22 protein-coding genes and 1 tRNA gene are annotated in these 25,896 nt (G+C 63.4%); 11 read left to right on the top strand and 12 right to left on the bottom strand.

Annotation, left to right across the window (positions count from 1 at the left end):
* Positions 1 to 40: 40 nt before the first annotated feature.
* Positions 41 to 268 (bottom strand): hypothetical protein, encoded by a 228-nt coding sequence (locus IC757_RS01970; RefSeq protein WP_190975731.1) that lies wholly within the window; start codon positions 266 to 268, stop codon positions 41 to 43.
* 637 nt (positions 269 to 905) lie between these two features.
* Here IC757_RS01970 and IC757_RS01965 point away from each other — a divergent pair.
* From IC757_RS01965 to nfi, 4 genes are read left to right on the top strand one after another with little or no spacing between them, the layout of a single operon-like run.
* Positions 906 to 1,832 carry an amidoligase family protein gene (locus IC757_RS01965; protein ID WP_223846212.1) on the top strand — a complete coding sequence of 309 codons (927 nt, stop codon included), beginning with the start codon at positions 906 to 908 and terminating at the stop codon, positions 1,830 to 1,832.
* Entirely contained in the window at positions 1,829 to 2,611 is a 783-nt protein-coding gene (locus IC757_RS01960; protein WP_190975729.1) for a gamma-glutamyl-gamma-aminobutyrate hydrolase family protein, read from the top strand. The genes IC757_RS01965 and IC757_RS01960 overlap by 4 nt, the downstream gene beginning before the upstream one ends.
* Positions 2,608 to 5,151 (top strand): bifunctional [glutamate--ammonia ligase]-adenylyl-L-tyrosine phosphorylase/[glutamate--ammonia-ligase] adenylyltransferase, encoded by a 2,544-nt coding sequence (gene glnE, locus IC757_RS01955; RefSeq protein WP_190975728.1) that lies wholly within the window; start codon positions 2,608 to 2,610, stop codon positions 5,149 to 5,151. The genes IC757_RS01960 and glnE overlap by 4 nt, the downstream gene beginning before the upstream one ends.
* A complete protein-coding gene (nfi, locus tag IC757_RS01950; protein WP_190975727.1) occupies positions 5,148 to 5,816 on the top strand; it encodes a deoxyribonuclease V in 669 nt (222 codons plus the stop codon). The genes glnE and nfi overlap by 4 nt, the downstream gene beginning before the upstream one ends.
* On the opposite strand, the gene gcvH is transcribed toward nfi, so the two are convergent.
* Both gcvH and IC757_RS01940 read right to left on the bottom strand, forming a co-directional pair.
* On the bottom strand, positions 5,789 to 6,178 hold the full coding sequence (gene gcvH, locus IC757_RS01945) for a glycine cleavage system protein GcvH (RefSeq protein ID WP_190975726.1): 390 nt from the start codon (positions 6,176 to 6,178) through the stop codon (positions 5,789 to 5,791). The genes nfi and gcvH overlap by 28 nt on opposite strands.
* A 75-nt stretch (positions 6,179 to 6,253) precedes the next feature.
* Complete coding sequence (locus tag IC757_RS01940) at positions 6,254 to 6,679, bottom strand: MerC domain-containing protein (protein WP_190975725.1); 426 nt, start codon at positions 6,677 to 6,679, stop codon at positions 6,254 to 6,256.
* 142 nt (positions 6,680 to 6,821) lie between these two features.
* On the opposite strand from IC757_RS01940, the gene mnmC reads away from it, so the two are divergent.
* Positions 6,822 to 8,678 (top strand): bifunctional tRNA (5-methylaminomethyl-2-thiouridine)(34)-methyltransferase MnmD/FAD-dependent 5-carboxymethylaminomethyl-2-thiouridine(34) oxidoreductase MnmC, encoded by a 1,857-nt coding sequence (gene mnmC, locus IC757_RS01935; protein WP_190975724.1) that lies wholly within the window; start codon positions 6,822 to 6,824, stop codon positions 8,676 to 8,678.
* Between the two features lie 138 nt (positions 8,679 to 8,816).
* The gene (locus IC757_RS01930; protein ID WP_223846211.1) at positions 8,817 to 10,643 is read left to right on the top strand and encodes a thiamine pyrophosphate-binding protein; all 1,827 of its coding nucleotides are present in this window, start codon (positions 8,817 to 8,819) and stop codon (positions 10,641 to 10,643) included.
* A 122-nt stretch (positions 10,644 to 10,765) separates the two neighbouring features.
* Here IC757_RS01930 and IC757_RS01925 read toward each other — a convergent pair.
* Positions 10,766 to 10,841, bottom strand: a tRNA-Thr gene (locus IC757_RS01925).
* A gap of 269 nt (positions 10,842 to 11,110) precedes the next feature.
* Here IC757_RS01925 and IC757_RS01920 point away from each other — a divergent pair.
* The 4 genes from IC757_RS01920 to IC757_RS01905 are packed head-to-tail and all read left to right on the top strand — an operon-like array spanning position 11,111 to position 14,003.
* Positions 11,111 to 11,530 carry a YbaN family protein gene (locus IC757_RS01920; RefSeq protein WP_190975723.1) on the top strand — a complete coding sequence of 140 codons (420 nt, stop codon included), beginning with the start codon at positions 11,111 to 11,113 and terminating at the stop codon, positions 11,528 to 11,530.
* A complete protein-coding gene (locus IC757_RS01915) occupies positions 11,512 to 12,717 on the top strand; it encodes an NnrS family protein (protein WP_190975722.1) in 1,206 nt (401 codons plus the stop codon). The genes IC757_RS01920 and IC757_RS01915 overlap by 19 nt, the downstream gene beginning before the upstream one ends.
* 6 nt (positions 12,718 to 12,723) lie before the next feature.
* The gene (locus tag IC757_RS01910) at positions 12,724 to 13,158 is read left to right on the top strand and encodes an RrF2 family transcriptional regulator (protein ID WP_190975721.1); all 435 of its coding nucleotides are present in this window, start codon (positions 12,724 to 12,726) and stop codon (positions 13,156 to 13,158) included.
* A gap of 53 nt (positions 13,159 to 13,211) precedes the next feature.
* Positions 13,212 to 14,003, top strand: coding sequence for a TatD family hydrolase (locus tag IC757_RS01905; protein WP_190975720.1), 792 nt, complete (start codon positions 13,212 to 13,214; stop codon positions 14,001 to 14,003).
* A gap of 64 nt (positions 14,004 to 14,067) precedes the next feature.
* Here IC757_RS01905 and IC757_RS01900 read toward each other — a convergent pair whose 3' ends face one another.
* From IC757_RS01900 to glmU, 3 genes are all read right to left on the bottom strand, one after another.
* On the bottom strand, positions 14,068 to 15,213 hold the full coding sequence (locus IC757_RS01900; protein WP_190975719.1) for a fatty acid desaturase: 1,146 nt from the start codon (positions 15,211 to 15,213) through the stop codon (positions 14,068 to 14,070).
* Between the two features lie 69 nt (positions 15,214 to 15,282).
* Positions 15,283 to 15,657, bottom strand: a complete 375-nt coding sequence (locus IC757_RS01895) for a DUF4870 domain-containing protein (RefSeq protein WP_190975718.1) — start codon at positions 15,655 to 15,657, stop codon at positions 15,283 to 15,285.
* Positions 15,658 to 15,749: 92 nt separating this feature from the next.
* Positions 15,750 to 17,102 carry a bifunctional UDP-N-acetylglucosamine diphosphorylase/glucosamine-1-phosphate N-acetyltransferase GlmU gene (glmU, locus tag IC757_RS01890; protein ID WP_190975717.1) on the bottom strand — a complete coding sequence of 451 codons (1,353 nt, stop codon included), beginning with the start codon at positions 17,100 to 17,102 and terminating at the stop codon, positions 15,750 to 15,752.
* 96 nt (positions 17,103 to 17,198) lie between these two features.
* On the opposite strand from glmU, the gene IC757_RS01885 reads away from it, so the two are divergent.
* Positions 17,199 to 17,492, top strand: coding sequence for a DUF6916 family protein (locus IC757_RS01885; RefSeq protein WP_190975716.1), 294 nt, complete (start codon positions 17,199 to 17,201; stop codon positions 17,490 to 17,492).
* Positions 17,493 to 17,505: 13 nt separating this feature from the next.
* Here the strand turns inward: IC757_RS01885 and IC757_RS01880 are convergent, their stop codons facing one another.
* Genes IC757_RS01880 through IC757_RS01860 form a run of 5 tightly spaced genes read right to left on the bottom strand, consistent with a single transcriptional unit; the run spans position 17,506 to position 25,789 of the window.
* Complete coding sequence (locus IC757_RS01880; protein WP_190975715.1) at positions 17,506 to 18,051, bottom strand: GNAT family N-acetyltransferase; 546 nt, start codon at positions 18,049 to 18,051, stop codon at positions 17,506 to 17,508.
* Complete coding sequence (locus tag IC757_RS01875; RefSeq protein ID WP_190975714.1) at positions 18,051 to 18,575, bottom strand: phage tail protein; 525 nt, start codon at positions 18,573 to 18,575, stop codon at positions 18,051 to 18,053. Before IC757_RS01875 ends, IC757_RS01880 begins: the two co-directional genes overlap by 1 nt.
* 19 nt (positions 18,576 to 18,594) lie before the next feature.
* Positions 18,595 to 19,098 (bottom strand): phage tail protein, encoded by a 504-nt coding sequence (locus IC757_RS01870; RefSeq protein WP_190975713.1) that lies wholly within the window; start codon positions 19,096 to 19,098, stop codon positions 18,595 to 18,597.
* 11 nt (positions 19,099 to 19,109) lie between these two features.
* Entirely contained in the window at positions 19,110 to 19,613 is a 504-nt protein-coding gene (locus tag IC757_RS01865; RefSeq protein WP_190975712.1) for a phage tail protein, read from the bottom strand.
* Positions 19,614 to 19,651: 38 nt separating this feature from the next.
* Positions 19,652 to 25,789, bottom strand: coding sequence for a putative Ig domain-containing protein (locus tag IC757_RS01860; protein WP_190975711.1), 6,138 nt, complete (start codon positions 25,787 to 25,789; stop codon positions 19,652 to 19,654).
* Between the last annotated feature and the right edge of the window lie 107 nt (positions 25,790 to 25,896).

The raw sequence follows: 25,896 nt of genomic DNA, 5'->3' as shown, positions 1-25,896 counted from the left end.
GGCGACGTGCCGGGCTTGAGTGGGAGGGTTCGCTGAAGGCCTAGTGGGCCATGCGGTCAAATAGGTAACGCTCAGAGCCACTGCGCTGGCGCGAATCAAGGCGCGTTTCGCCGGGAATGGCAGCATCCTTGCCAAGAAACGCAACGCCGAGTCGCGCCAGCACAGTGACTCCCGAAGGGCCGTCGCACAAGCGCCGTGGGCAGGGCAGGCGAAACCGCATGGCGACTTTCGCGTAGCGAATGAAGCCTTGCGAGTGGAGCCGCTGCACGTGTTCCACTCGCTTGAATTGGCGACGGCCAGTCCTGCGCTCGCGCGCCTTGCCCACGACGCTTGTGCGACGGCTGAGCGTTACCTATTAACCCGGCACGAATGTAGATCGCATTCAGCCGCAGTGTGCGCTTCGGCAGCAAGGCAGCGCAACGCCGCTGTAGCACTCCTACAGCAAGTTTCGATAACGCAGTCTGCCGAAGCGCACACTGCGGCCTGACTTTTTAGAATCAGATAGTTAGGGGCTTCAATCAGGGCCCGACTCTGCGTTCTCGCTCTTGCCAAGGGGATCACCCTTGGCGGCGAGCGACGCCTTGATTCGGGCCCTGATTGAAGCCCTGAATGTGATCTACATTCGTGCCGGGTTAATAATTGACCGCATGGCCCACTAACCACCGCATTGAACTGAAGCGGAGCCTCCCGCTCAAGACCGGCCTCGAAGCCACAATCGCTCCGATCCTGTAGCGAGTGGACGCCGAGGGCCGTTCACGATCTTTGCCGTCGCGGGCATGCACTCTGGGCTATCCTTTCAGAAGCACCAGCACCCAGCGGTCAATCCATTGCCTGAATCCAGCAGTAGCGGTAGCGATTTCATCCAACCACCTCGTGGCGACAATCCCCGGGGGGAAGCTCGCAAGGTGGGAGTGGAACTGGAGTTGAGCGGCATCACGCCTGATCAGATGGCCAAAGCGGTCATGGCGACCGCCGGTGGTGAGATGAAGCGTTCCAGTCCGTTTGAAAGCACGGTCAGAGACACCACGCTGGGCGACTTCCGCATCGAACTGGATGCCGACATCCTCAAAAGCAGGGGCTATCAGAAACACCTTCAGGATCTGGGTATCGACATTGGCGAGGGCGAGACTCGCGAGAATCTGGAGCAAGTCATGTCGAAAGTGGCCGGGCTGGTGGTGCCGCTGGAACTGGTTGGGCCACCCATTCCCTGGACGCGTCTGCCCGAGCTCGATGCCATCCGCAAGGAACTGCATGAAGCCGGGGCTCGCGGCACCCATTCCTCGCCGTTCTATGCCTTCGGCCTGCACCTCAATATCGAAGTGGCCAGCGTTGAAGCCAACGACATCCTGTCACTGCTGCGCGCTTTTCTGCTTCGATACGAATGGTTGCTTGAGGCAGAGGATGTCGATTTTTCCCGACGCATCACGCCCTACGTTCAGCCCTACCCTGAAGACTATGTCCGGCATGTACTGGACCCCGACTATCAACCAGACCAGCGACGACTGATCGACGATTTTCTCGCCATGACGCCAACACGCAACCGGCCGCTTGACCTGCTGCCACTACTGGCCCACCTCGATGAGGACCGAGTGATGGACGCACCGGTGGAGCGGGACCTGATCAAGCCCAGACCGGCCTGGCACTACCGCCTGCCCAACTGCCTGATCGACGAAGCCGACTGGTCACTGGCCGTGCCCTGGAATCACTGGATGGCGGTGGAACAACTGGCCAACCAGCCCGACGAACTCGAGACCGAATGCAAGCACTACCTGGAAACCCCGGGCGGCCTCAAACGCTGGCTTGGTGAGCGGCTGCAACGCTTCTGGTCGTGAGCCATCGTCCCGTCATCGGCATTACCGGCCCCGACCGGGGCGGAACGGCAGCATGGCTGTTTACCGCCCGCGCCGTGCGCCGGGCCGGCGGTCGAGCGGTTCGCATACAACCAGGACAACCGCATCCGATTGACGGTCTGGACGGGCTGATCATTGGCGGTGGTGCCGATGTCAGCCCGGGCCTGTATGGACAATCACGCCGCCCCGAGCTGAAGGAGCTGAAGGACCGCGGTGCAAGCGGCTGGCGACGCACACTGGGCGTCATACTGTTCCCGCTCCTGTTTCTCGTTCGCAGACTGCTCACGACCAAGACCAGCGGCATCAACAGGGCGCGTGATGTACTGGAAAAGGATCTGATCAGCCGGGCCCTGGCCAACAGGGTGCCACTGATGGGCATCTGCCGGGGCATGCAGCTGATCAATGTAGTCACCGGCGGCAGCCTGTACCAGAATATCGAAGGGTTTTACGAGGAGTATCCTGCCATTCGCTCCGTTCTGCCACGCAAACAAGTCAATATTCTGCCAGCGACTCGCCTGGCCGCTATCACCGGCGTCGACACGCTTCATGTCAATGCCCTGCATTCACAGGCCATCGACAGGCTTGGAAAGGCCCTGCGGGTCAGTGCAGTCGAACCCAACGGCATTGTTCAGGCCATCGAGTCAGCCGATGACCGGTTCATCATCGGGGTGCAATGGCACCCGGAATACCTGCCGCAACGGCGCCGCCAGCGGGCCCTGTTCCGCGCGCTGGTCGGTGCCAGCAGCCGGAGTCGAACATGAAGCGCCCCGTGGAGCAACTGGACCTGGATGAACTGAGCAGGCTGTGCCGCTTTGTTGCCGAGGCCCGTCGACGCTTCCCCGATGCCCCTCACCCGGAGCAGCCAGTCGCCCCCCCGGGAGCCGATGAACTGGACAAAGATCCGGCAGCCGCCCTGCGTCGTTACCGGCAGCTTCAGGCCTGTCATATCCTGTGGCGCGACCTGCACGGGCATGATGATATCGCTACCACCGGCAAAGCCGTTTCCGCCTTGGCCACGGACTGTCTCAACCTGGCCACCGCAGCCGCCGAAGCACGCGTGCGGGAGCGGTTCGGCCGCCTGACCAACGAGGATGGACAGTCACTGAGACTGGCCATCATCGGGCTGGGCAAGCTCGGCGGCGATGAACTCAACTTCAACTCCGACATCGACCTCGTCTTCGCCCGCGACGGCAGCGGACGCAGCGATGGCCGACGTCCGCTCGATGCCTCGGACTGGATGCGCCGGGTCGCTCGCGAACTGATCGCCCTGCTCGACCCGGTCACGGCACAGGGACGGGTGTGGGTGGTCGATACCCGGCTGCGACCTTTCGGCGAAGCCGGGGCCCTGGTCTGGTCGCTCTCGGCCATGGAACAGTATTTCCTGAGCGAGGGCCGGACCTGGGAGCGTTATGCCTGGCTCAAGGCCGCACCCGTGGCCGGCGACCTAGAGACCGGCGGGGAGCTGATCGATGCGCTGCAGCCATTCATCTACCGGCGCTATCTCGATTACGGCATCTTCGAGAGCCTGCGAGAACTACACCGGCGCATTGATGCCAACAGTCGTGACCGCGAGGATGACATCAAGCGCGGCCCCGGCGGCATCCGGGAAATGGAGTTCTTGGTTCAGAGCCTGCAGATCCTGCGCGGTGGACGCGAACCCCGACTGCGCTGCACCGGCTTTCTGCCCGCGCTGGCAGCCAGTACGGAACTGGGCCTGATCGACAGCGAGTCCGGTCAGCGCATTCAGACTGCCTATGAATTCCTGCGCATTCTCGAGAACCGCCTGCAGGCCATGACCGGGCGTCAGGGACATCGACTGCCCTCGGGCTCAGACGAGCGCGAAAAGCTGGCACAACTGATGGGCTGCGCCAGCTGGACCGAACTGGTCGAGGAGATGGATGACCACCGCCAGGCGGTTCGAACGCTGTTTGCCGAACGCTTTCGCGAACCTGAGTCCGTGCCCGGGGCGGCCCGTGAGCTGTGGCCGGTTGCAGACGGTCTCGACGCCAGGCTCAAGCAGCTAGGGTTCGAGCAACCCGAACAGGCGTCAGCCGACCTCGAGCAGCTGCATGATGCACTGCGGCGGCGCCCGATCAGCGCCGAAGGACGCCAGCGACTGGACCGCCTCATGCCCGCATTGCTCGAAGAGGTATCCAAACACCGCCCGCCCGACCTGGCCCTGGACGACCTGCTGCGACTAATCGAGCAGATCGCGCGCCGCTCCGCCTACCTGTCGCTGCTCAGGGAGCGACCGCAAACCCTCAGCCGCCTGGTCCGGGTATTCAGGGCCAGCGACCGCGTGGCGGAATGGATCATCGACTCCCCCCAGTTGATCGACGACCTGCTCGACCCGGTCCATGGCCTGGACCTTCCCGCCGCCCCCGAACCACAGAAAGGCGACCAGGAAGCCAGTCTCTGGGCACTGGGAAGGTGGCGCCAGGCCGCCTTCCTGAAAACGGCCCTGGCCGAGATCGATGAGCGGCTGGATGTGGTCGATGTCGGCTGGCGCCTTAGCGAAGTGGCGGCGATGATCCTGCACAAGGTCCTTGACTTGATCGACCCCGACCATGCTCCCGCCGTGATCGGCTACGGCAACCTGGGCGCCCGGCAATTGCACTACGGGTCTGACCTCGACCTGGTATTTCTGCATCGCGAGGGCAGCGTGCCCGTACGCACCGTGCAACGCCTGATCAGTGCCATGCAGATGCCGCTGCCCGGCGGCCGGCTGTTCGAGATCGATACCCGGCTGCGTCCCAATGGCCGGGCCGGGATGCTGGTCAGCACCCTGGACAGCTTTTCCGAGTACCAGGTCAACAAGGCCTGGACCTGGGAGCATCAGGCGCTGATCCGCGCCCGCTGGATTGCCGGAGACGCTGGCCTGGAGGCCGACTTCGAGAACGTCCGTAGACAGGTTCTGATTCAGCCCCGTGAGCCGGAGACGGTGTCCCGGGAGCTGGCCGACATGAGGCAGCGCCAGCAGCGCCATCGGCGGGAATCGACCACGCGCAAGCTGCTCACGGACCTGCAGTTCATTGCCGAACTCGGGGTACTGCTCAAGGCTGCCGACCACCCGGACCTGACCGATGCCCGAACCACGCCCGAGCAGCTCGATTTGCTGGCACAAGCAGGCTGGATTACGCCCGACAGCGCGCGCGAGCTGGCCCGGGACTGGATGGCACTGATGCGCATGCGACACCGCAACTGGCTGCTGCGCGAGGCCAGCATGAGCGACATGAACGCCATGGAGGATCGGGTCAGGAAAGCCTGGGAGCAAGCATTCGGGCAGCCGGGTCCGGCATGAAGACCGCAGCGGGGCTGAGCGCAGAGCTTGTCGCCCGTCAGCGCGAGCTGGCCAGTGCAGTCGATCGAAACGACCGGCTGGCCTGGCCTCCGGCCCGGGTTGCGGCGGTCGATTGCGCGTTTCCAGAGCGGGGCCGACTGACCCGTGCGGCAGCAGTGGTGGTGCGCTTTCCGGATCTGGTCACGGAATCACAGGCCGTGGCCGAATGCCCGACCCGTCTGCCCTACACCCCCGGTCTGCTGTCGTTTCGGGAGTTGCCGGCCATTCTCGCGGCACTGGCTCGGTTACCCGCCACACCCGACGTGGTGCTGTGCGACGGCCAGGGGATTGCCCACCCGCGCCGTTTCGGAGTTGCCTGCCATCTGGGCGTGGAAACCGGATTGCCCAGCGTGGGCGTGGGCAAGAGTCGGCTATGCGGCGATCACCCCGGGCCTGGCAGGACCCGTGGCAGCGCCGTTGCCCTGATCGACCGCGGAGAGGAAATCGGAAAGGTGGTGCGCACCCGCACCGGGGTGCGACCACTGTATGTCTCGATCGGACACCGAGTCAGCCTGGATCGTGCGGTCGAACTGGTGCTGGCCTGCGCAACTCGGTACCGGCTGCCCGAACCGATCCGGGCAGCCGATCGGCTGGCAGCTCAGTCTTCCGCGACGTGCTCGCGGTAAGCGTCGGCGTCCATCAGCTCATCAAGCTCACCGGCATTGTCCAGGCGAATCGAGAACAGCCAGCCGTCGCCATAGGCATCGTTGTTGAGGATCTCCGGCGTATCGGCCAGCGCCTCATTGACGTCGATGATCTCTCCTGAAACCGGCGCATAGATGTCCGATGCCGCCTTGACCGACTCGACCACGGCACAGGCATCGCCCTTGCCGAAAGTCGCACCTTCATCAGGCAACTCGACAAAAACCAGGTCACCCAGCTGCTCCTGGGCATGATCGCTGATGCCAACCTTGACCACGCCCTCTTCTTCCTGGCTGACCCATTCATGACTTTCCGTAAAACGAAGATCGGAAGGTATCTCGCTCATGATCCGTCTCTTGAGAGTTTGGGAGATTCTAGCAGCAATGAACCGGCCTGCCGAGACCGAATCACCCCCGATCGATCAGCTCTGGGGCGTTGTGCAGACCCGGCGCCGCTGACGCAGGTTGAGCCAGTGACCGGCAATCAGCAGCACGCCACCCAGCGATGTCAGCACAGCCGCAGTGAGTCCATGCAGAACAGTCGCCTCGAGAACCGCGGCGGTTGCCACCAGGCCAAGCCCCATCCCCCCCGGTACCAGCATGCTTCGGTTGCGATGCAGGCGATAACCCAGCCCAAAGGCCAGGATGCTGAGTGGGACGATCACGGCCAGCAGGAACAGGTGGAAGGCCTCCTCACCGAGGAACCCGACCGACATCAACGGAGTCACCACCACCAGCACGGGCAGCAAAAGGCACTGCGCCAGACAGGCCGCCGACACGCAGATCGCGAGGCGATCCAGCGTGGCGCCGGGCCGCGCATCCGCTCTGGTTTTGAACACAGCAGCCATCCGTATCTCCCGACAGCGTCATCCGAAGCGATATGATATAACATTTGCACCCTGCCGTCAGGCCTTGCTGCGCAGAAACCGATAGCAAGCTCCGGCGCAAACGGCGGCTACAATACCGCCACGCTCGACTCGCTTCCCGCCCATGAAGCTTTCCCTGCCACCCATTCGACCGGCGCGACCCACATGGACCGATGGCACGCCGGCGTCGGTGCAGTATCACGACCACTATTTCAGTGCCGGGCAGGGTATGGCCGAAAGCGAGCAGGTCTTCATCCAGGCCAACCGTCTGCCCGAACGCTTCACCCGACTCGACAACGATGGTCTGTTCGTGATCGGAGAGACCGGCTTCGGCACCGGGCTGAACTGTCTGCTGGCTGCCCGGAGTTTCCGTCAGCACGCACCAGAACAGGCGCGGCTGCACCTGATCTCGACCGAACTGCACCCGCTCGGTCGCGATGACCTGGGCCGGTCTCTGGCCGCCTGGCCAGAGCTGAGCGAGTGGTCCGAGCGATTGCTGGCCGCCTACCCACCCCCGGCACCCGGCGCCCACGCAATCGTTCTGGGCGACGGGGTCACGCTGACGCTGATGCTCGGCGACGCCCTCACCCTGTTGCAACACCACGACCTGCAGGCCGACGCCTGGTTTCTCGACGGTTTCGCGCCAGCACGAAATCCGGCCATGTGGCAGCCGCCCCTGCTGACCACCATCGCCGAAAGATCCCGTCCGGGCGCGACTCTGGGTACGTTCACCGCGGCCGGTGCAGTGCGACGCGGCCTGGCCGACGCCGGCTTTATCGTCGAGCGACAGCCGGGCTTCGGGCGCAAGCGACACCGCCTGACCGGGCAAATGCCCGGAACCTGGACACCGGCCCGCTTCCGACGCGGCCTGGCCCTGGTGGCCGGTTCCGGACCGGCCGGTGCGACCACCGCCCGGGCACTGGCCGAGCGAGGCTGGCAGGTCACCATCGTCGATCCGGTCTTCGATGCCGACGTCCCCGTTCCCGCTCACCTGGCCGGCGTGCTTTATGCCACGGCCAGCGCCCACCTGCATGCGCAGAATCGCTTCTATCAGTCGGCACTGATCCGGGCCTGCGACTGGTTGCGACGACTTCGGTTTCCCGCACACGAGAGTCACGGCCGCCTTGAAGGTGTGATTCAGCACCTGAACGATCCACGCCTGCAAAGCAAGACCCTGGCGGCCGTCGAACAGGAAGCCTGGCCGCAGGAGATGCTGCGACAAGTCAATGAACACAGCGTATGCTTCAGCAACGGAGGGTACCTGCATCCACCGGCCTGGATCCGCCATCTGCTGGATCATCCCGCCATAGACTGCCTGCCCGGCCGGGTCGAAATGATGGACGGAAGCGGGACAATGCGCTTGTCGGATGGCCGGCTGCTGGAAGGCGATGCCATCGTGCTGTGCACTGCCAGCGCCACTGCCCGCCTGCCCGGCCTGGGCTGGCTGCCGCTGCGCACGGTACGCGGACAGGTCACTTTCTGTCGAGCCACGGCATCCAGTGCCGACTGGCGAACCCCCCACTGCCATTCCGGCTACCTGACACCCGCGCTGGAGGGCGTTCATTGTGTCGGCGCCACATTTGATCGCCTGCGCAGCGAACCCGTCATCGACCCGGCAGACGATCAAACCAATCTGGAGGAACTGGCCAGGGGGCTGCCCGGGCACTGGGCCGAACTGGGTGGTCATGACATCGAGGTGGTAGGCCAACTTGCCGGCCTGCGCTGCCAGTCCGTCGACACCCTGCCCCTGGTCGGCCCCATGCCCGATGCCACCTGCCAGCCTCACCGCCTGGAACCGCGCATCTGGCTCAACATCGCTCATGGCTCACGCGGCCTGACCCACACCCCGCTGTGCGCCGACCTGCTTGCCGATCAATTGAGCGCACTGCCCTCCTCGGTGGACAGCAGCATCATCGACACGCTGGCGCCAGAGCGCTTTGTCCTGCGCAATCGCCGCCGGGATCCCGACTGGCGCCCATGAACCCGCACGTCCGTGTCGGGCGTTTGATCGACATCAAGGACAGTTGTCTGTCGCGGGACTAGGCTGCGAACCTCCGGATTGCCGCACAACAACTCGAACCCCGGAGGGCTTCAGCCCTTGCCAACAGGAGATCATGCAATGACCCGCTCGGACCTGGAAAGCATTCGCCTCAACTTCGGGAGGGACTATGCCGATACGCTGCCGACCCTGGGCAAAAGCATGGCGCAGGTACTAGCCTACTTTGAAGCACCCCACATCTTTGGCGTGGGCGGCGATTTTGTGGCCAATATCATCTCCGCCCTGGAACACCACCTGCCGGTCATTGCCGGCAGCAACGAGATGCATGCCGGCTTCAGTGCCTGCGCGCAGGCCGAGATCAGCGGCATCGGCTTTTGCCTGACCACCTATACCGTCGGCAGCCTGCCCTGCCTCAGCGCCGCGGCGCTGGCCCGGACCGAAGGCCTGCCGGTGGTCTTCATCTCCGGCGCCCCCGGCGAGGGCGAAGTCGGACGCATGGCCCTGCATCACAGCGTCTGCCACGGCGGCAGTTGGGATCTCGACCACGATGCCGCCCTCAGGGCCTTTGGCGGGCTCAACATCCGGGCAGAACGCCTGCAGGGGCCGCGTCACCCCGGGCAGCCCAGCGTGGCCGGGGAACACTTCTTCGAGCTGGTCCGCCACGCCTTCCGAGAACGTGCCCCGGTCTTCATCGAGGTCCCCCGCGACCTGGTCAACCTGCCCACGCAGACGCTCAGCCTGCCGCCGCGTTCGCGTCTGGCCGAGGATGAACTGCTGCTCGACGGCACCGAACTGCTGGCCACCGAAGTGCAGAGAAAGCTCAAGCAGGCGCGCTCCCCCCTGGTGTTTGTCGGCGAACGCATCCGCCTCAACCGGGCCCTGCGCCAGCACATCGAATCCTTCTGCCAGGAACACGGCATCCCCTATGCCACCAACTGGTTCGGCAAGGGAGTCTTCGACGAGAACGATCCGCTCTTCCTGGGCAGCTACAACGGTGTGTTCTCCCAGCCCGATGCCCGCGACTATATCGAACGCCAGGCCGACTACATCCTTGAACTGGGCACCAGCATCCTGCCCCAGGACACCCCCACCGCCTTCGGCACCGGCACGTACCATGTCGAGCACTTCGACAACAAGACGGTCATCAAGGGCACCAGCCGCTGCGATGCCGATCTCAGCGCATTCATGAACGCGCTATCTGCACTCGATCTGCCACACTTCCAGTGCGCACCGAAAGCACCAGCACGGCGAGTACCCGAAGCCGGCGACGCGCTGGGGTTTCACAACCTGGCGGCCACGCTCAACGCCATTCAGGACCGGCACGAGACCGACTTCATCTACCTGCCGGAAGTCGGCAACTCCTTCTTCGCCAGCTTCGGTCTGCGACCACGCAAGAACGCGCTCGGACGAGCCTGGCTGTCAAACCCCTGGTACGCGGCCATGGGCACCACGCTGCCCTACGCAAGAGCCGTGGCCGAAACACTGCGTGCCCACTCGATCGGCGGCTGTCTGCCGGTCATGATTGTCGGCGATGGCGGTTTCCACTTCCAGCAAAACGAGCTGATCCACTTCCTCAAACAGGATCTCGACGCCATCCTCATCCTGATGCGAAACGAGCTGTTCCACCTCGGCAAGAGCTCCGACGCGCCCATCTACTACTGCTCCGACGAACGCTTCGACGCCATGGCCCTGGTGCAGGCATTCGGCGGCAGAGGCTGGCAATGTTCCAATGTCGAACAACTCCAGACCCGTTTCCAGGAATACCTCTCGGGTGAGCGCCGCGGCCTGGCCCTGATCGAAATCCCCGTCGACACGCACGACCAGCACCAGTCGCCCGAAATCCGCCTGCTCAACATCTACATCAAGAGCCGCAATGGTGACCCGGAAGCCATGCGTGAATGGGAGCGACTGACCCGTCCGGGTGCAAGCCGCGGAAGCGCTGAGTGATTCATTACAAACTTACCCTTCGGGCTGTCGCTGCGCTCCAGCGATCGTTATTTGTCGGGAGTTCGAATTGAGGCTGCGGACACGAAAACGCCCCATCCAACAATGGGGCACTTTCCTGAATCTGGTGCCGGCTGAGAGATTCGAACTCCCGACCTACTGATTACAAATCAGCCGCTCTACCAACTGAGCTAAGCCGGCGGTGGTCTGCGTCGCCTTGGGTGGCGAGGGTGGCTATTTTACTCGTTTCTCGGCCCGGGTGAGAAGTGGGATCTGAGGATAGCGGGCTCTTCGCCGTCGCCCCGGAAATCGCGCACCGCGCGATTATCCGGGGCCTCGCACGGTGAAGGCCGGCACGGCCCTGGAAAAACCCTGCGAAGCCTTGGGGGGGGGTTGTCGTCTGGCAGCCATTGCCACCTTTCAAACAATAATGTATTCTTGTTGCATGTTTTGAGTGCAGGAAGTTCCGAATGACCATTCGGCGTCAACCCAGCCAGTTGCTGTACATGATGCTGGCCTACGCCTGTGTGGGGGTGGGCGGCATCGGTGTGGTCGTTCCCCTGCTGCCAACGACTCCATTCCTGCTGGTGGCGGCCTGGGCGGCGACGCGTTCTTCGCCCCGGTTGCGTTGGTGGCTGTATCGCCATCCACGCTACGGGCCCTCGATTCGCGCCTGGCAGCGGCATCGCGCCATTCCGGCCGGGGCCAAACTGACGGCCTGCCTGTTGCTGGCTTTGAGTTGGATCACGCTCTGGGTTCTGGGTATTGACGGGCGGATACTGGCCGGTCTGACGCTCTTTTTCATGGCGGTGGCCACCTTCATTCTGTCCCGGCCCTCCCTGCCGGCCACCCGAACTGCATCCGCGCCGACATGTCGACCCAGTCCTTAGCATCCGACTCCACGACAACGTTCTCGCTGTGGGCCAGCCCATTTCGACCGTTCTTCCTGGCCACCGGGCTCTACGCGATCGCAGTGATCGCCTACTGGCTGGGTGCCTGGTTTGACGGCTGGCCGCTGCCGGAGAGCATGTCGCCCGTACAGTGGCACAGCCACGAAATGCTTTTTGGCATGGTGGCAGCCGCCATTGCCGGATTCCTGCTGACGGCCATGTGCAACTGGACCGGTGCTGCGCCGCTTTCGGGGCGCGGCCTGATGGCCCTGTTCGGGCTCTGGCTGGCCGGCAGAATGGCCATGTGGACGGCGGCCTGGCTGCCGGGGTGGCTGGTAGCTGCCATCGACCTGTCTTTCCTGCTGGCCGTGGCGGTCTACGCGGGACGCGTCATTCATGCCGCCGGCAATCGGCGCAACTATGCCCTGGTCGGTCTGATCGGGCTGCTCTGGCTGGCCAACCTGCTCTTCCATATCGGGGTCCTCGATGGCAGACCGGGCCTGATTCAACGCGCCGAGTGGGGCACGATAATGCTGGTCGTGGTGCTGATGGTCGTCATTGGCGGGCGCATTACGCCGGCCTTCACGCGCAACTGGCTGCTGCGCACCGGCAGACAGCCAACCGCGGTGAAATCATTCGGGGTCGTCGATTCGGCGTCCATGATCTCGGTGCTGGTCCTGCTGGCCATGATTCTGGCCGGCGCGCCCTGGGCCTGGACCGGGGCCATTGCACTCCTGGCCGGAGCCGCCAATGCGCTACGACTGGCCGGCTGGGCCGGCTGGCAGGTCCGCAGCGATCCCTTGATGTGGATGCTTCACCTGGGCTATGCCTGGATTCCGCTGGGTCTGCTCCTGATGGGATTCTCGCCCTGGATCGATGCCATCGGACCCTCAGCGTGGCTACATGCGCTGGGTACTGGCGCCATGGGAATTCTGATACTCGGCGTCATGACCCGCGTGTGCCTGGGGCATACCGGTCGCCCACTTGAACTGCCGGCCGTCATGGTTCCGGGCTACTGGCTGGTCATCGCCGCGGCAATCCTGAGGCTGGCCGGGGCACTGGAATGGTTGCCCTATCGACCCACCGTGATTGCCGCGGGGCTGGCCTGGATTGTGGCCTTCCTGATCTTCGTCATCGCCTACTGGCCGATTCTCAGCCAGCCGCGAGCCGACGGCAAACCGGGATAACCTGACATGCGCCTGACCCTGCACACCGACCTGGCGTTGCGCGTGCTGATCTACCTGGCACTGATCAGGCCCGAGCGCGCCACGATTCAGCAGATTGCCGAAACTTACGGCATCAGCCGCAACCATCTGATGAAGGTGGTCCACCAACTTGTCACCCTGGGTTACGTCCGCTCGACCCGGGGCGCCGGCGGCGGCATCGAGCTGGCCCGCGATCCGGGCAACATCCGCATTGGTCAGCTGGTCTCGCGGGTCGAATCGGATTTTCGCCTGGTTGAATGCTTCCGACCGGACAATGCCTGCGTCATCACGCCGGTCTGCCGCCTGCCGGGCATGCTCGACGAGGCCCTGACCCGATTCAGGGAAACCCTCGACCAGTACACCCTGGCCGACCTGACACGCCCCCGGGATCAAGCCGGCCTGAAACTGCACCTTCGTCTCTGAAATCCCATGCAGGCGCTCTCCGATGCGCCTGGCAGCGGTTACAATCCCGCGCCATGGAATTGATAGACATCGGGTGCAACCTCACCCACGACAGCTTTGGCAAGGATCGCGACGAGGTCATCGCCGGCGCACGAGACGTCGGCGTGACCCGGATGGTCGTCACCGGCGCATCCGAAGCGGGCAGCATCGAGGCGCTGAAACTGGCCCGGCGGCACGAGGGCGTTCTGTTCGCCACTGCGGGAGTACACCCTCACCTGGCGGCCGAATTCACCAGCGAGACCGAGAGCGTGCTGGCCGATCTACATACCGAACAACCCGTCGTGGCCGTCGGCGAATGCGGCCTGGATTATTTTCGCGACTTCTCGCCCCGCCCGGCGCAGAAGAAGGCCTTCGAGCGTCAGCTAGAGCTGGCCGTGGCCTGCGGCAAGCCCGTATTTCTTCACCAGCGCGACGCCCATGCCGACTTTCTGGCCATTCTGCGCGAATTCAGGCCGCACCTGTCTCACGTCGTGGTGCACTGCTTTACCGACACCCGTGAGGCCATGCTGGACTACCTGGCCCTGGACTGTCACATCGGCATCACCGGATGGATCTGCGACGAGCGCCGCGGCCACCACCTCAAGGAGTTCGTCGACGAGATCCCGGCAGACCGCCTGATGATCGAAACCGACGCGCCCTATCTGAAGCCGAGAAACCTGCGCCCCAAGGTGCGCACGCATCGCAACGAGCCCAGGTGGCTGCCTTGGATTGCCGGCACCGTGGCCGCGTGTCGTGGCGTGACGCCGCAGCAACTGGCCGCGCAAACCACGGCCTGCGCCCGGGAATTCTTCAGCTTGCCGGCTTGAAGAAACCGAAAAGCGCTCAGGCAGGGATGTCGCCCTGCCCCCTCCAGCGCCTAAAGGCCGCAGCTCAGGCGGCCGTGGCTGCGCGCTGCAGTGTGGCCAGGCGACGAGTCTGCATTTTCAGGCGGTACTCAAGTTCCTTGTAGCGCGTTCGGAAGGCGGTGCGGTGCCAGCGATCACGCAAGGCATGCTTGCCGGCCTGCACGCGTTCGGCCTGGATCGCCTGCCACTGGGCCACGGTCTCCTTGAATTGCTGGTATTCGCGTTCAAAGGCTTCTGCCCAGGTCTCATGCACCTGGCCGCTGGCCACTCGCGACTCCAGCTGCCGGAACAGCACCTGCAGGCGCGCGCGCCGAATCCTGAATGCAGGCACCCGCTTGAGCTCGTAGGCCAGACCGATCCAGGAACAGGCCGCGATCAGCCACTTGCCCGGATCGAATTGCCACCAGCGCACGCCGTTGCGGTAGTCGTACTGAAAGGCGTGGTGGAAGTTGTGGTAGCCCTCACCCCAGGTCAGCAGGGCAATGACGCCATTATCGCGCGCGGTGTTCTCATTGCTGTAAACCCGCTTGCCCCAGGTGTGAGCCAGCGAATTGATAAAGAAGGTGCAGTGCTGGGAGAAGGCCAGGCGGAAGGCACCGGCCAGCAGCACCATGCCGATCACCTCGCCGACAAGCAGCCCCAGCGCCACCGGCACACCGAGATTGAACAGCCAGGTCAGCGGCCAGTAAAGACGATGCTGCCACATGACAATGGGATCCTGCTCCAGGTCACGCACCTGATCGAAATCGATCTTGCTGGTGGGCCAGTCACGAATCATCCAGCCCATGTGCGCGTGCCAGAAACCCGACTTGATCGAATGCGGATCTTCATTCACATCATCGACGTGCCGATGATGAATCCGGTGACGGGCAGCCCAGACCAGAATCGAATTCTGCAGGGAAAACGTCCCGAACACGGCGAAAAACAGCCGCAGTGGCCAGGCCGCGCGGTAGGTGCGGTGCGACCACAGGCGGTGGTAGCCGGCAGTAATCGACAGCCCGGACAGCAGCAGCAGAACCCCGCAGGCCAGCCAGGCCCAGCCACTGAACCCGACCGCAAGCCCCCAAAGCGGAGCCGCAACCAGGCCCAGAAGATTGATGACAACGAAGAAAATGACGTTCGAGCGCACCAGCGGCGGCCGAACAGAAGAGTGAGAGCTGGATTGTTTCATGCAATCTTCGACCGACGACGAACCGGATAATTCAACGGCCCGTCGTCGGAACTGACCTCCTTGGTCGTACTACTTGAAAAAACGAATTGAAAGCGGGTAGCCCCATACCTCGCCTTCCGTGGCCTTGATGCCACCGATGATCGGAAAGACGATGCTGAGAAGGGCGAGGGCGGCCAGCAACAAGATTCCGATCCCGACTACGACCAGCACGAGGCTCACCACGGCATAAATCAGGGCACTGACGATCCAGTTGAACACCACATGACCATGCGGCACCAGACCGGGCAGGGAGTCCTTCTTGATCAGGTAAATGACCACCGGCACGATCAGGCCGGCCAGGGGCACGACCAGGCCGCTGAGCAGTGACAGGTGCAGGGCCATGGCCCAGTTTCGGGTCTCGCGGTCCTCGGGTTCGGCTGGCGTTTCGGTCTGGTTCTCATCCATGAGCTAGTCCTCCTTACTTTTGTAGCCGCCGGCAAAGCCGATGGCGGGTCCTCGCAGAGCGTACCGCAGCTGACCGGATTTAGCCAACCTTGTCAGGGTTTTTTCTCAGGCCGCTTCCAGCCCGAAATGCTGCGCTGGCGGGCTCGAGACAGGGTCAGCTGCCCGGCGGGCGCATCGCTGCTTATCACGCTGCCGGCGCCAATGGTGGCGCCGGCACCAATCTCGACCGGAGCCACCAGGCTGGTGTTCGAGCCGACAAAGGCGCGCTCGCCAATGATCGTCTGGTGCTTGTTGACCCCGTCATAGTTGCATGTGATGGTGCCGGCGCCGAGATTGACCGCTGCTCCCACCGCGGCATCGCCGACATAGCTCAGGTGGGAGGCCTTGGCCCCGGCTTCCAGTCGGGCATTCTTGGTTTCGACGAAATTGCCGATCTTGACGCCCTCGGCCAGCTCCGTGCCGGCTCGCAGGCGTGCAAACGGACCAACGCTGCACGCACCGCTTGTCTTTGCGCCCTCGATCACGCAGTACGGCTGCACCTCGGTGCCGGCGGCCAGTTCGCAGTCGCTGAGCACACTGCCGGGCCCCACGCTGACTCCATCACCCAGCCGGACGCGACCCTGCAACACGACATTGACGTCGATGAATACGTCGCGCCCCACTTCCACATCGCCACGCACCTGCACCGTATCGGGATCGGCCAGCGCCGCACCCTGCTCCAGCAGCGCCCGACGAGCACGCCGCTGGAACACAGCTTCCAGCGCAGCCATCTGCAACCGGTCGTTGGCTCCCATTAACTCGCTGGCGTCCCCGGCCACCACGGCCTCGACCCGACGGCCATCAGCGGCCGCCAGCCCCACGCAATCGGTCAGGTAGTATTCGCCCTGAGCGTTGTCGGCACCAACGCGGTCCAGCCACCCGGCCAGATCGCCCGCGCCAGCAACCAGCACGGCACTGTTGACCTCTCTAATGGTTCGTTCTTCATCACTGGCGTCCTTTTCCTCGCGGATTCCCCACACGGCATCGCCATCGCGCAGGATGCGGCCGTATCCTGTCGGATTGTCGGCCATGAAGCTCAAGACGGCCACATCGGCATCATTCTGAAGCAGGCCGGCCAGCGTGGCCGGGCGTACCAGCGGCATGTCGCCGGGCAGCACCAGCACTCGTGAACCGGGGTCGACGGCCGGCAAAGCCTGCATGGCGGCATGGCCGGTACCCAGACGCTGCGCCTGCACCGACCAGCGGATCGGCCGGTTGGCCAGCGCCTGCCGAACCTGGTCGGCACCCGCCCCCACGACCACGTGAATGGCTCGGGGCTCAAGTGCCTCGGCAGTATCGACCAAGTGGGACAACATCGGCCGCCCACCCACGTGCTGCAAGACCTTGGGCCGGTCCGAGTTCATGCGCCTGCCTTCACCGGCGGCAAGAATAATGACTTCAAGCATGGCGCTTTCGCCTCTGAGATGTTCGCAACGGGCAGAGTATAGCCGGCGATGATTTACCATGATGGTTTCCAGTCCTGCCGAGGCACATTCCAAGCCATGCTCGACCAACTGACTCTCGAGGATTTCACGCCGCTGATCGGGCAAACCATCGCGATTCGCTTTGGCGACAACCTTCACAATGCCGTTGTCGTTCAGTGCCAGCCAGGCTCCGGGGGGCGCCCCGGCAAACGCCAGCCTTTCAGCGTCATCGTGCGTTGCGGGGAACCGAATCGATACTGGCCGCAGGGCATCCACACCCTGGTGCACCCGGAAAACGGCGAACTGGAACTGTTTCTGGTGCCGATCGGTCCGGATGAGACCGGCATGCGCTACGAGATCACCTTTTCCTGACGAACGATTCCGGTCAGCAGACAAGGAGTTGACGGGCCGGCGCCAGCCGCTCGGCGGGCAAGCGCATGAACCAGTACACGCCGCGCTCATCCAGCAACTCGAAACCGAGCCGCTGATACCATCGTCGGGCCGGATTGAACGGCTCGACATGCAGGGTCACGGGCAGGCTGGCATCCATGGCCATGCGCACAACGGCTGCCAGCAACTGTCGGCCCAGGCCATGCCCGCGCCACTCGGGCAACAACAGGATGTCCATCAGGCGCAGTTCCCTTCCGGTTGTGTGCAGGTACAAGCGGCCGATGGGCTGGCCATCTTTTTCGACCACCAGAAAAGCGGCTCCAGGATAGTGTCTGCGGTAATGCGCCCGCTGGGCGCGAAACTGCTGGCCAACAAACTGCCGGACCTGCGCTTCCGGCCACTGGACGAGGGCCATCTCATCGGCCCGCGTGGTGCCGTACAGGGCTTCGAGAAACGTTTCATCGGCATCGCTTTCCGGGCGCAGCTTCAGCGTGGCGCTGTCGGTGAGTGCATTGACCCGTTGCCACGCGGTCCTGTTCATCAGTCACGAGGCGGAAACACACCCTGCAGGGCGATAGCAAAATAGCAGGTCAGGTACGGCTGCATGTTGTTGTGCGGCAAATTGCCACCGGCCGGGGCCAGCGCTTGTGACGCCATTGCGGTAAGCGATTCCCCTGATGACGGCTTGAACGAGGAGCCCGCACTGGGGCGGGCAATGGAGTTCCCGACCGGGGAGGTGCGGTTGGCAAGCATTCCCGTGGCCATCAGCGAATGGTCATGCTCCGGGAGTTCCGATTCGGTCAGCGTGACGGTTTCCGTCCCACCCGACTCGCCCAGGCTGCGTGAGGTCAGGCCTGGGCCCTGGCCCGGCTGCATCGGCACACATCCCTGCAAATCCGGCAACGCGAAATTCGACTTGCCGTTGCCGCCATAGGTAGTGCCCAGCAAGGCAAAAAGCGCGGTGTGCTGCGAAAGAGGCAGCAACTGCCCGTCGCACCATGCCCAACCTCTGGGCGCAAAGTTGAAAGGGAACATGCGAATTTCGGCGACAAATGGGTCGGCCATGGCGACTAGCTCCTCCAGCTCAGTTCTGAGACGGGAATATCCCGAACAGCGAAATGATGAAATTCACACACAGGAATGGCTGGACATTGTCATGCGGTTGCCCGCCTCCGACCGGGGTCACCGAGCCCGAAGCCATCGCTGCCTGCGGATTGCCACCATGAAAGTGGGACGTGGCCGATTGTTCCCCGAGCACGTTTCCACCGGGATTGGGGTCGTTGGCAACTTCCGCTGAAGCCAGTAGCGCATGGTTATGGCTTGGAATCTGGTTGGAAGTCAGCGTTACGGTCTCCGCACCGCCCGATTGAGCCAGCACGAAGTCGTTGCCTTGATGCAGGGGTATGCGGCCACGCAGATCGGGCAACGCAAAAGTCGTTTGCCCGTCACCGCCATAACTCGTGCCAATCAACTGAAACAATACTTCGTTCTCGGAAACGGGCAGCAGGCTGCCATCGCAGAACTTCCAGCCGGAGGGAGCAAAATTTCCTGCAAAAATACGGATCTCACCAATGTAGGGTTGCGTCATGGTGCCTGCTCCTAGTTCGGGCTCGGGAAAATGCCCTGCACGGCTATGCAGAAGGAAACCGTCAGGTACGGCTGCATGTTGAGGTGCGGTTGCGAATCTCCGGCATTGCTGATGGAGGCATCATTCATCGCCCCCAGTGAGCCAGGTGCAACGTAGGCATTGTCGGGCGCCTGGCGCGCGAACAGATTCCCAGTCGGCATCGACTGGTCAGCATCATCCGCCGTGGCCTGCAGCGTGTGATGATGGATCGGCATCTCGGATACGCTCAGCGCATGAGCCTGCTCGCCTCCACGTTCGCCCAGGGCATGCCCGTTGCCGACGTGAACCGGGGCGCGGCCGCGATAATCCGGCAGCGCAAAGTTGGTCTGACCATCGCCACCGAAAGTAGTGCCCAGCAGTGCAAACAGCGCCTGGTTCTGGTTGATGGGCAGCACCTGGCCGTTACACAAGGCCCAGCCCTTGGGCGGGAAACTGAAGCTCATCATGCGAATTTCGCTGAGAAACGGTTCCGACATTGCACGCTCTCCTTGATCGATTGCCCGCTGACGCCTGGTCAGGGTGTGTTGATCGGCCCCGGAATCAGGGTGATTTCCGGCGGCGCATAAACCGTGGCCGAATTGTTGTTCTCCATTTGGGTCTGTGCATCAGCGCCGTTCAACGTGTCAACCAGTTGCCCCTCCTCGTTCTGTTGAACTTCCTCGGTAAAGACCAAGTGTGCGCCATTGCCATCGAAATCGGGAGGTTCCCAACTACCGCCACCAACGCTGTTCTGGGCGATATTATCGCGAATATCCGCGCGCACCCGGGCCGGGCTTCCCTGGTCGTCGGCCGACACGAAGATAGCCGCCAAGGGGAATTCCGTGTCTGGCGCCATGGTATCGACATCGTTGTTGGTGATGGTGATATCGCTCTGGACAATCGGCAGGCCCGACGCGGTCGAGCCGCGGAAGGAAGCCTCTATGCCGCGCACGGCATTGTTCTCGTCCCAGATCTGGCGAAGGGTGTTGTCATTGATCAGCAACACCGCCTCGGTCTGCCCCTGGATCAAGACCCGGATACCATTGCCGCGAGCCCCCGAACTGGCGACCGCCGAATCACCAATGGTATTGCCGTCGATCGTGCCGGTGACCGAGCCGCCGGTCGAACTGCTCGAAGAGAACACATTGATGGCGTGCAGCGGGTCGGCAAGTTGCATGTCGTTGTCAAGCACAGACAGCGTCAGGTCAGCGGTGTTTTGTTGCGAGAAACTGGCGTGAATGCCGTTATTGCTGAAGATGTTGTTCGAGATCGTGAAATCGGCCAAGGTACTGCTGTCGCCCACGATCACCTCCAGCGCACGCTGGGGCGAATTATCCTCGAAGCTTGATCCGGCAATCGTGGCCGCGTTGGTCACCGCATCTCCGGCCATCTCGAACAAGAAGGAGTTGGCGCCGGTGGTGCCGCTGACTTCATTGAAGCTGCCGCCGCTGACGTTCATGGCGTCCAGGGTACCGGAGGTGTTGCGGATATGAACGTTGTTGCCGGCCGAACCGCTGATGTTGGTATCGGTGATGGTCAGCGTTCCGGTGACGCCTGGTACGCTGCCCGTTGGCGCACCGAACTGCAAGCCGTTCTCTCCGAACCCATCGCCGTTGTCGGTGAGATTGGCGCCAACCAGCGCGAAGTTGTGCACGCCCTGACCCCGGATACCGTCATTCCCGCTATTGAAAACATCCAGGTCATTCAGCTCGATCTCGGCGGTATCGAGCAGCAGCACGGAAACATCACCAGTATTCCGGATCAGTCCACCGCTGCCACTCGACCCGGTGCCGCGCAGGATCAAGCCACCGCTGGTCCCGGTCGTGTCCAGCAGAATGCCATGAGAGGGACCGTTGCTGCTGGTGCCGGCAGAGATACTGCGAAACTCCAGATGGTTGGCACCGATGGTGGTGTTGATCACCTCCAGGGCAGTGGCCGTCGTGGTGCTCAGGTTGTTGATCAGGCCGCCGTCGACCGCGGGATTGCACGGGTTGTCGTCACAGACCTCCACCGTGCCGTCTCCGCTGGCATGGAAAGCCACGCTATTGCCGGTGGAAAGATTCATGCCACCGGCAAAGCGTGTGGTCGTGCCCGGGTTGTCGGCAACCCGCACGCCCTGCTCGGTACTGTCCAGCGCGCCGCTCAGCGCCACCGTGCCGCCGCTCTTGTTCTGAACCAGCGCCGGGCGCCCGCCGGTGCCCGGCTGCAGGGTGCCGGAGTAGTTGACGTCGGCCGTTCCGCCATTGAGTTCCAGGGCAGCAGTGGTGGCGCCGCTGATCGCACCACCACCGAGATCTACCGTGCCGGCAACATCGGTCAGCAGGATTCCGTGCGTGCCGGTGGTGGCGCTGACCTGGTCAAAACCGGCGCCGGAAACGGTACCGTCATCCAGGTGCAGCCCCGAACCGCTGCCGGTAATGCTCACGCCCGAGACGGTCAGGGTTCCGAAGTCATCGCCGAATACTCCAAAGTCGTTGGTGTCGCCCACGTGCAGACCGTGGATGGCATTGCCGCTACCCAGGGCGATGCCATGACCACCGGCGTTGGCTATCACCGGTTCGGTCGAGACCGGCGGCAGCGGACTGTCATCCGGTGCGCCTTGGCCGGCATGGGTTTCAAGATTACCGACATCGGCATGACCAACCAGGGTCTGATTGTCCAGCAACGTAATGCCGCCGGTGTAGTCACCTGATCCGGTGTGAAGGAACAGCACCTCGCCGGCTGCAGCGGAGCTCGCCCCGGCCAGGCTGTTGAACGGCGAGGCAAGACGCCCGTCACCACCACTGGCAGCCGAGTTGTCGAAGTACCAGACCATCCCCTGCACATCGAAGGTCACGGTACCGGTTGCACTGCCAAAGCCGTTGCTGGCCGAATACTGGAATGACGCCGAGCCGTTGTGACCGGCCGCCGGACTGAAACTGAAGGTGCCGGTTGCGGCATTAACGGCCGCATCGCCGTTGGTGTCGCTGACCACCGAGATGGACAGGCTGTCGCCGCTGGTCAGACTGAACAGTGAGAAACCGCTGTCGTGGGCGGTGTCAACGTGGGTATTGCCCAACAGGGTTGCGGGGAAGTTGTGGTCGTTGGCCTCGGGTCGCTCGCCGATGGCCACCGACACCGTGGCGCAGTCGGGCGGATTGGCACCGTCGTCCAGGCAGTATTCAAACGTGTCAATGCCGGTGAAGCTTGCACTGGGTGGGATGTAGGAGAAGCCGCCGTCAGTACTCAGAGTGACGCTGCCGCCATTGGCGCTGGTCGGGGTCGGATTGGCAATGCTGGCCGCGGGGAAGCCCAGGGTGTCGTTGGTCAGTACCCCGTTGGCATCGGATACCACCAGTGTTGTGTCGATACTGCCATGGTAAGGCATGCTGCCCGGTGACGAGTCGGACGGGATGCCGCCACTGGGGTTGTCGTTGGCCTGTGGCGCCTCGGTTACGGTCAGTTCAAACGACTGGTCGTCATCTCCCATGGTGTTGGTGGCCGTCAATTCCAGGTTGTGGACCCCGCCGGTGCCGGCATCGGGCGTGCCGGACAGCGTGCCGTCGGCCGCCAGGCTGAGTCCGTCGGGCAACGTGCCGGAGGTGATGCTGAAGGTCGGGTCCGGGTGACCGTCAGCGGTCACGCTGAAGCTGCAGGTACTACCGGCCTCGCAGCTGTGATTGTCGGCCGAGGTGATGGACGGTACCTGGCCAACGTTGAGCGTGAAGGCCTGGGTGCCATCCGTGCCGATGCCGTTCGAGGCCGTCAGCTCCAGGTTGTAGGCGCCGCCGGTCCCCGCGTCGGGTGTGCCCGAAAAGGTGCCATCGGCCGCCAGGCTGAGCCCGTCGGGCAGTGAGCCGGACGTGATGCTGAAGGTCGGTTCGGGATGGCCGTCGGCCGTCACGGTAAAGGCGCAGGCACTGCCAATCTCGCAGTTGAGCGTGTCCGCCGAAGTAATGGTGGGTGCCTCGTTGACGGTGAGCGTGAAGGGTTGCTCGTCACTGTCGATGGAATTGGTGGCCGTCAATTCCAGGTTGTAGACCCCGCCGGTGCCGGCATCGGGTGTGCCGGACAGGGTGCCGTCGGCCGCCAGACTGAGTCCGTCGGGCAGTGTGCCGGAGGTGATGCTAAAGGTCGGGTCCGGGTGACCGTCGGCGGTCACGCTGAAGCTGCAGGTACTACCGGCCTCGCAGCTGTGATTGTCGGCCGAGGTGATCTCCGGTACCTCACCGACGGTGAGCGTGAAGGTCTGGGTATCGTCGCTGCCAATGCCATTGCCGGCCGTCAGGGTGAGGTTATAGGTACCGCCGGTACCGGCATCGGGCGTGCCGGACAGTTCACCGCTGTTGCTGTCCAGGCTCAGGCCTGCCGGCAGGCCGGGCAGGTCGAAGGTCGCGGCCGGATGACCGTCGGCTTCAAAGGTGAAACTGCAGGTGCTGCCCACTTCGCAGGCATGGTTGTCATCCGAGGTGATGGACGGGGCCTCGTTGACGGTCAGCGTAAAACTCTGTTGATCGCTGCCGACACTGTTGCTGGCCGTGGCAGTGAGGTTGTAGACACCGCCAGTACCATTGTCCGGGGTGCCACTGAGTTCTCCGGAACTGGAGTCCAGACTCAGCCCATCGGGCAGGTCGGGCAGGTCGAACTCGGGGTCGGGCAGGCCCGTCGCGGTCAGTGTGAAACTGCAAGTGCTGCCCACCTCGCAGCTGTGGCTGTCGGCCGAGGTGATCTCCGGGGCCTCGCCGACGGTGAGCGTGAAGGCCTGGGTGTCGTCACTGCCGATGCCGTTGCCGGCCGTCAGGGTAAGGTTATAGGTGCCGCCGGTACCGGCATCGGGCGTGCCGGACAGTTCACCGCTATTGCTGTCCAGGCTCAGGCCTGCCGGCAGGCCGGGCAGGTCGAAGGTCGCGGCCGGATGACCGTCGGCTTCAAAGGTGAAACTGCAGGTGCTGCCCACTTCACAGGCATGGTTGTCATCCGAGGTGATGGACGGGGCCTCGTTGACGGTCAGCGTAAAACTCTGCTCGTCGTCGCTGCCAATACCGTTGGCGGCCGTCACGGTCATCGTCCAGACACCACCGGTGCCTGCGTCCGGTGTGCCAGTCAGGCTTTCGTCCGCGGCATCGAAGCTGACGCCATCGGGCAAGTCGCCCTGTACAGTGATGACCGGCTCGGGATAGCCGGTGGCCGAAAAATCGAACTCGCAGGTCGTGCCCGCCTCGCAGGTGTGGCTGTCGTCTGAGGTGACCTCCGGCGCCTGGTTGACGGTGACCTCAACCCGCGCCTGATCATCGCCGGCAGGGTTTTCGGCCTGGTAGTAGAACTCGAACGGTCCGGTGTGGCCCGTCGGAGGCAGGAACGACAGACTGCCATCGGCCTGCACTTCCACGTTGCCGTCCGGGGCGATCGATACACTACTGCCGGCAGCGTGATCAGTGGCTGTCCCGCCCAGATCTCCCCCACCAAAACTGGCCACTTCCGGAGCCGGCACGCCACCATCGTTGGCCAGCAGCCCCGGAGCCGGTTGCTCAAAGAGCTGTCCGACCTCTGCCTGGTAGTCATCGTCAACGGCCTCCGGCGGACTCTGAACCTGAACGGTGACCGTGGCATCGCTGCTGCCACTGATGTTCTCCAGCCGGTACTCGAATGTGAAATCGCCCTCGAATCCGGTTTCCGCCTGAAATTCGAAGCTGCCGTCAGCCTGCACGCTCAGATTGCCGTCCGCTCCGACCGTGATACTGGTACCGGCGCCGTGGTCCGTCACTTCACCACCCAGACTGCCACCACCAAAACTGGCCAGTTCCGCGGCCGGGATGCCCAGGATGTCATTGTCCAGCAGGCCATCAGCCGCCGACACCGCCAGCAAGGATGTCTCCACGGTGACATAGTCGTCATCGGCTGCCTGCGGGGCGGTGGTGAACTGCAGTGCGGCATCAATGCGTACGCACAGGCGCTGGCCACCAGCGTCCCGACGGGCAAACAGGGCGCGGATATCAACCCCGTTTTCCGGGTCGCTGGCCGCCGTTTCGGCCAGCAGATCCTGCATGCTCCAGTTGAACACCTCGCCGTCGAGAACACAGGCTGCCCCGGCGGCTCCTCCAGCCACCAGGCAAGCCAGGGCGGCAAATGTGAGACGCCCCCGGCGATTGAGAATCAACAGGCCGGTCAGAAGCAGTAGCAGTGCCAGCACACCCAGGGCGACGGTTCCGGCCAGTGGAACAGGAATGGCCGGCAGTCCGTCCAGCACGATATCCTCACCACCCAGGCCGCTCATCAGCACCGAGTCATTGCCTGAATCATCCCTGGCAACCAGCGCCAGCCGCAGGTCGTTGAAGCGATCGGAATGCGACAGGGGCAGGTACGTCTCGATGACGTTGAAGCCGTCTAGTCCGTTGCCGATGCCAACCGGCCACTCCCCGGCATCCACCACCTCGGACGGCCCGAACTGATCGCCAGCCGGATCGATGCAATGGCGCCGCTCGACCCGCACCACGCGCGCCTGGTCACTGCCATCGGTTTCGACAAAGGTGCTGAGAATCGACTCGACGCCGTCAAAGGGGCCGGCCGGGGTGGAGACAGTGCAGCCGGTCGAGCTGCTGCCATCAAGGTCAACAAGCAGATCGAACTGCGATTCGACCGCGAACGCGGCAGCCCCATGAAGGGCAAGGAGTACGATTAGCAAACGGTAGGCCACTGCCGACGCTCCCTATGTCAGGCTCTGCCCCTTTTTACCCCTGCTGTTCAGGACACATACTCGGCCTGAAATTGATCATTGTCAAGAAAATCGCGGCCGGCTGTTGG

It is taken from the genome of Wenzhouxiangella sp. AB-CW3 (genome assembly GCF_014725735.1).
Lineage (GTDB): Bacteria > Pseudomonadota > Gammaproteobacteria > Xanthomonadales > Wenzhouxiangellaceae > Wenzhouxiangella.
Note: the sequence above shows the minus strand (reverse complement) of the source record. Positions and strands in the feature narration are given on the sequence as shown.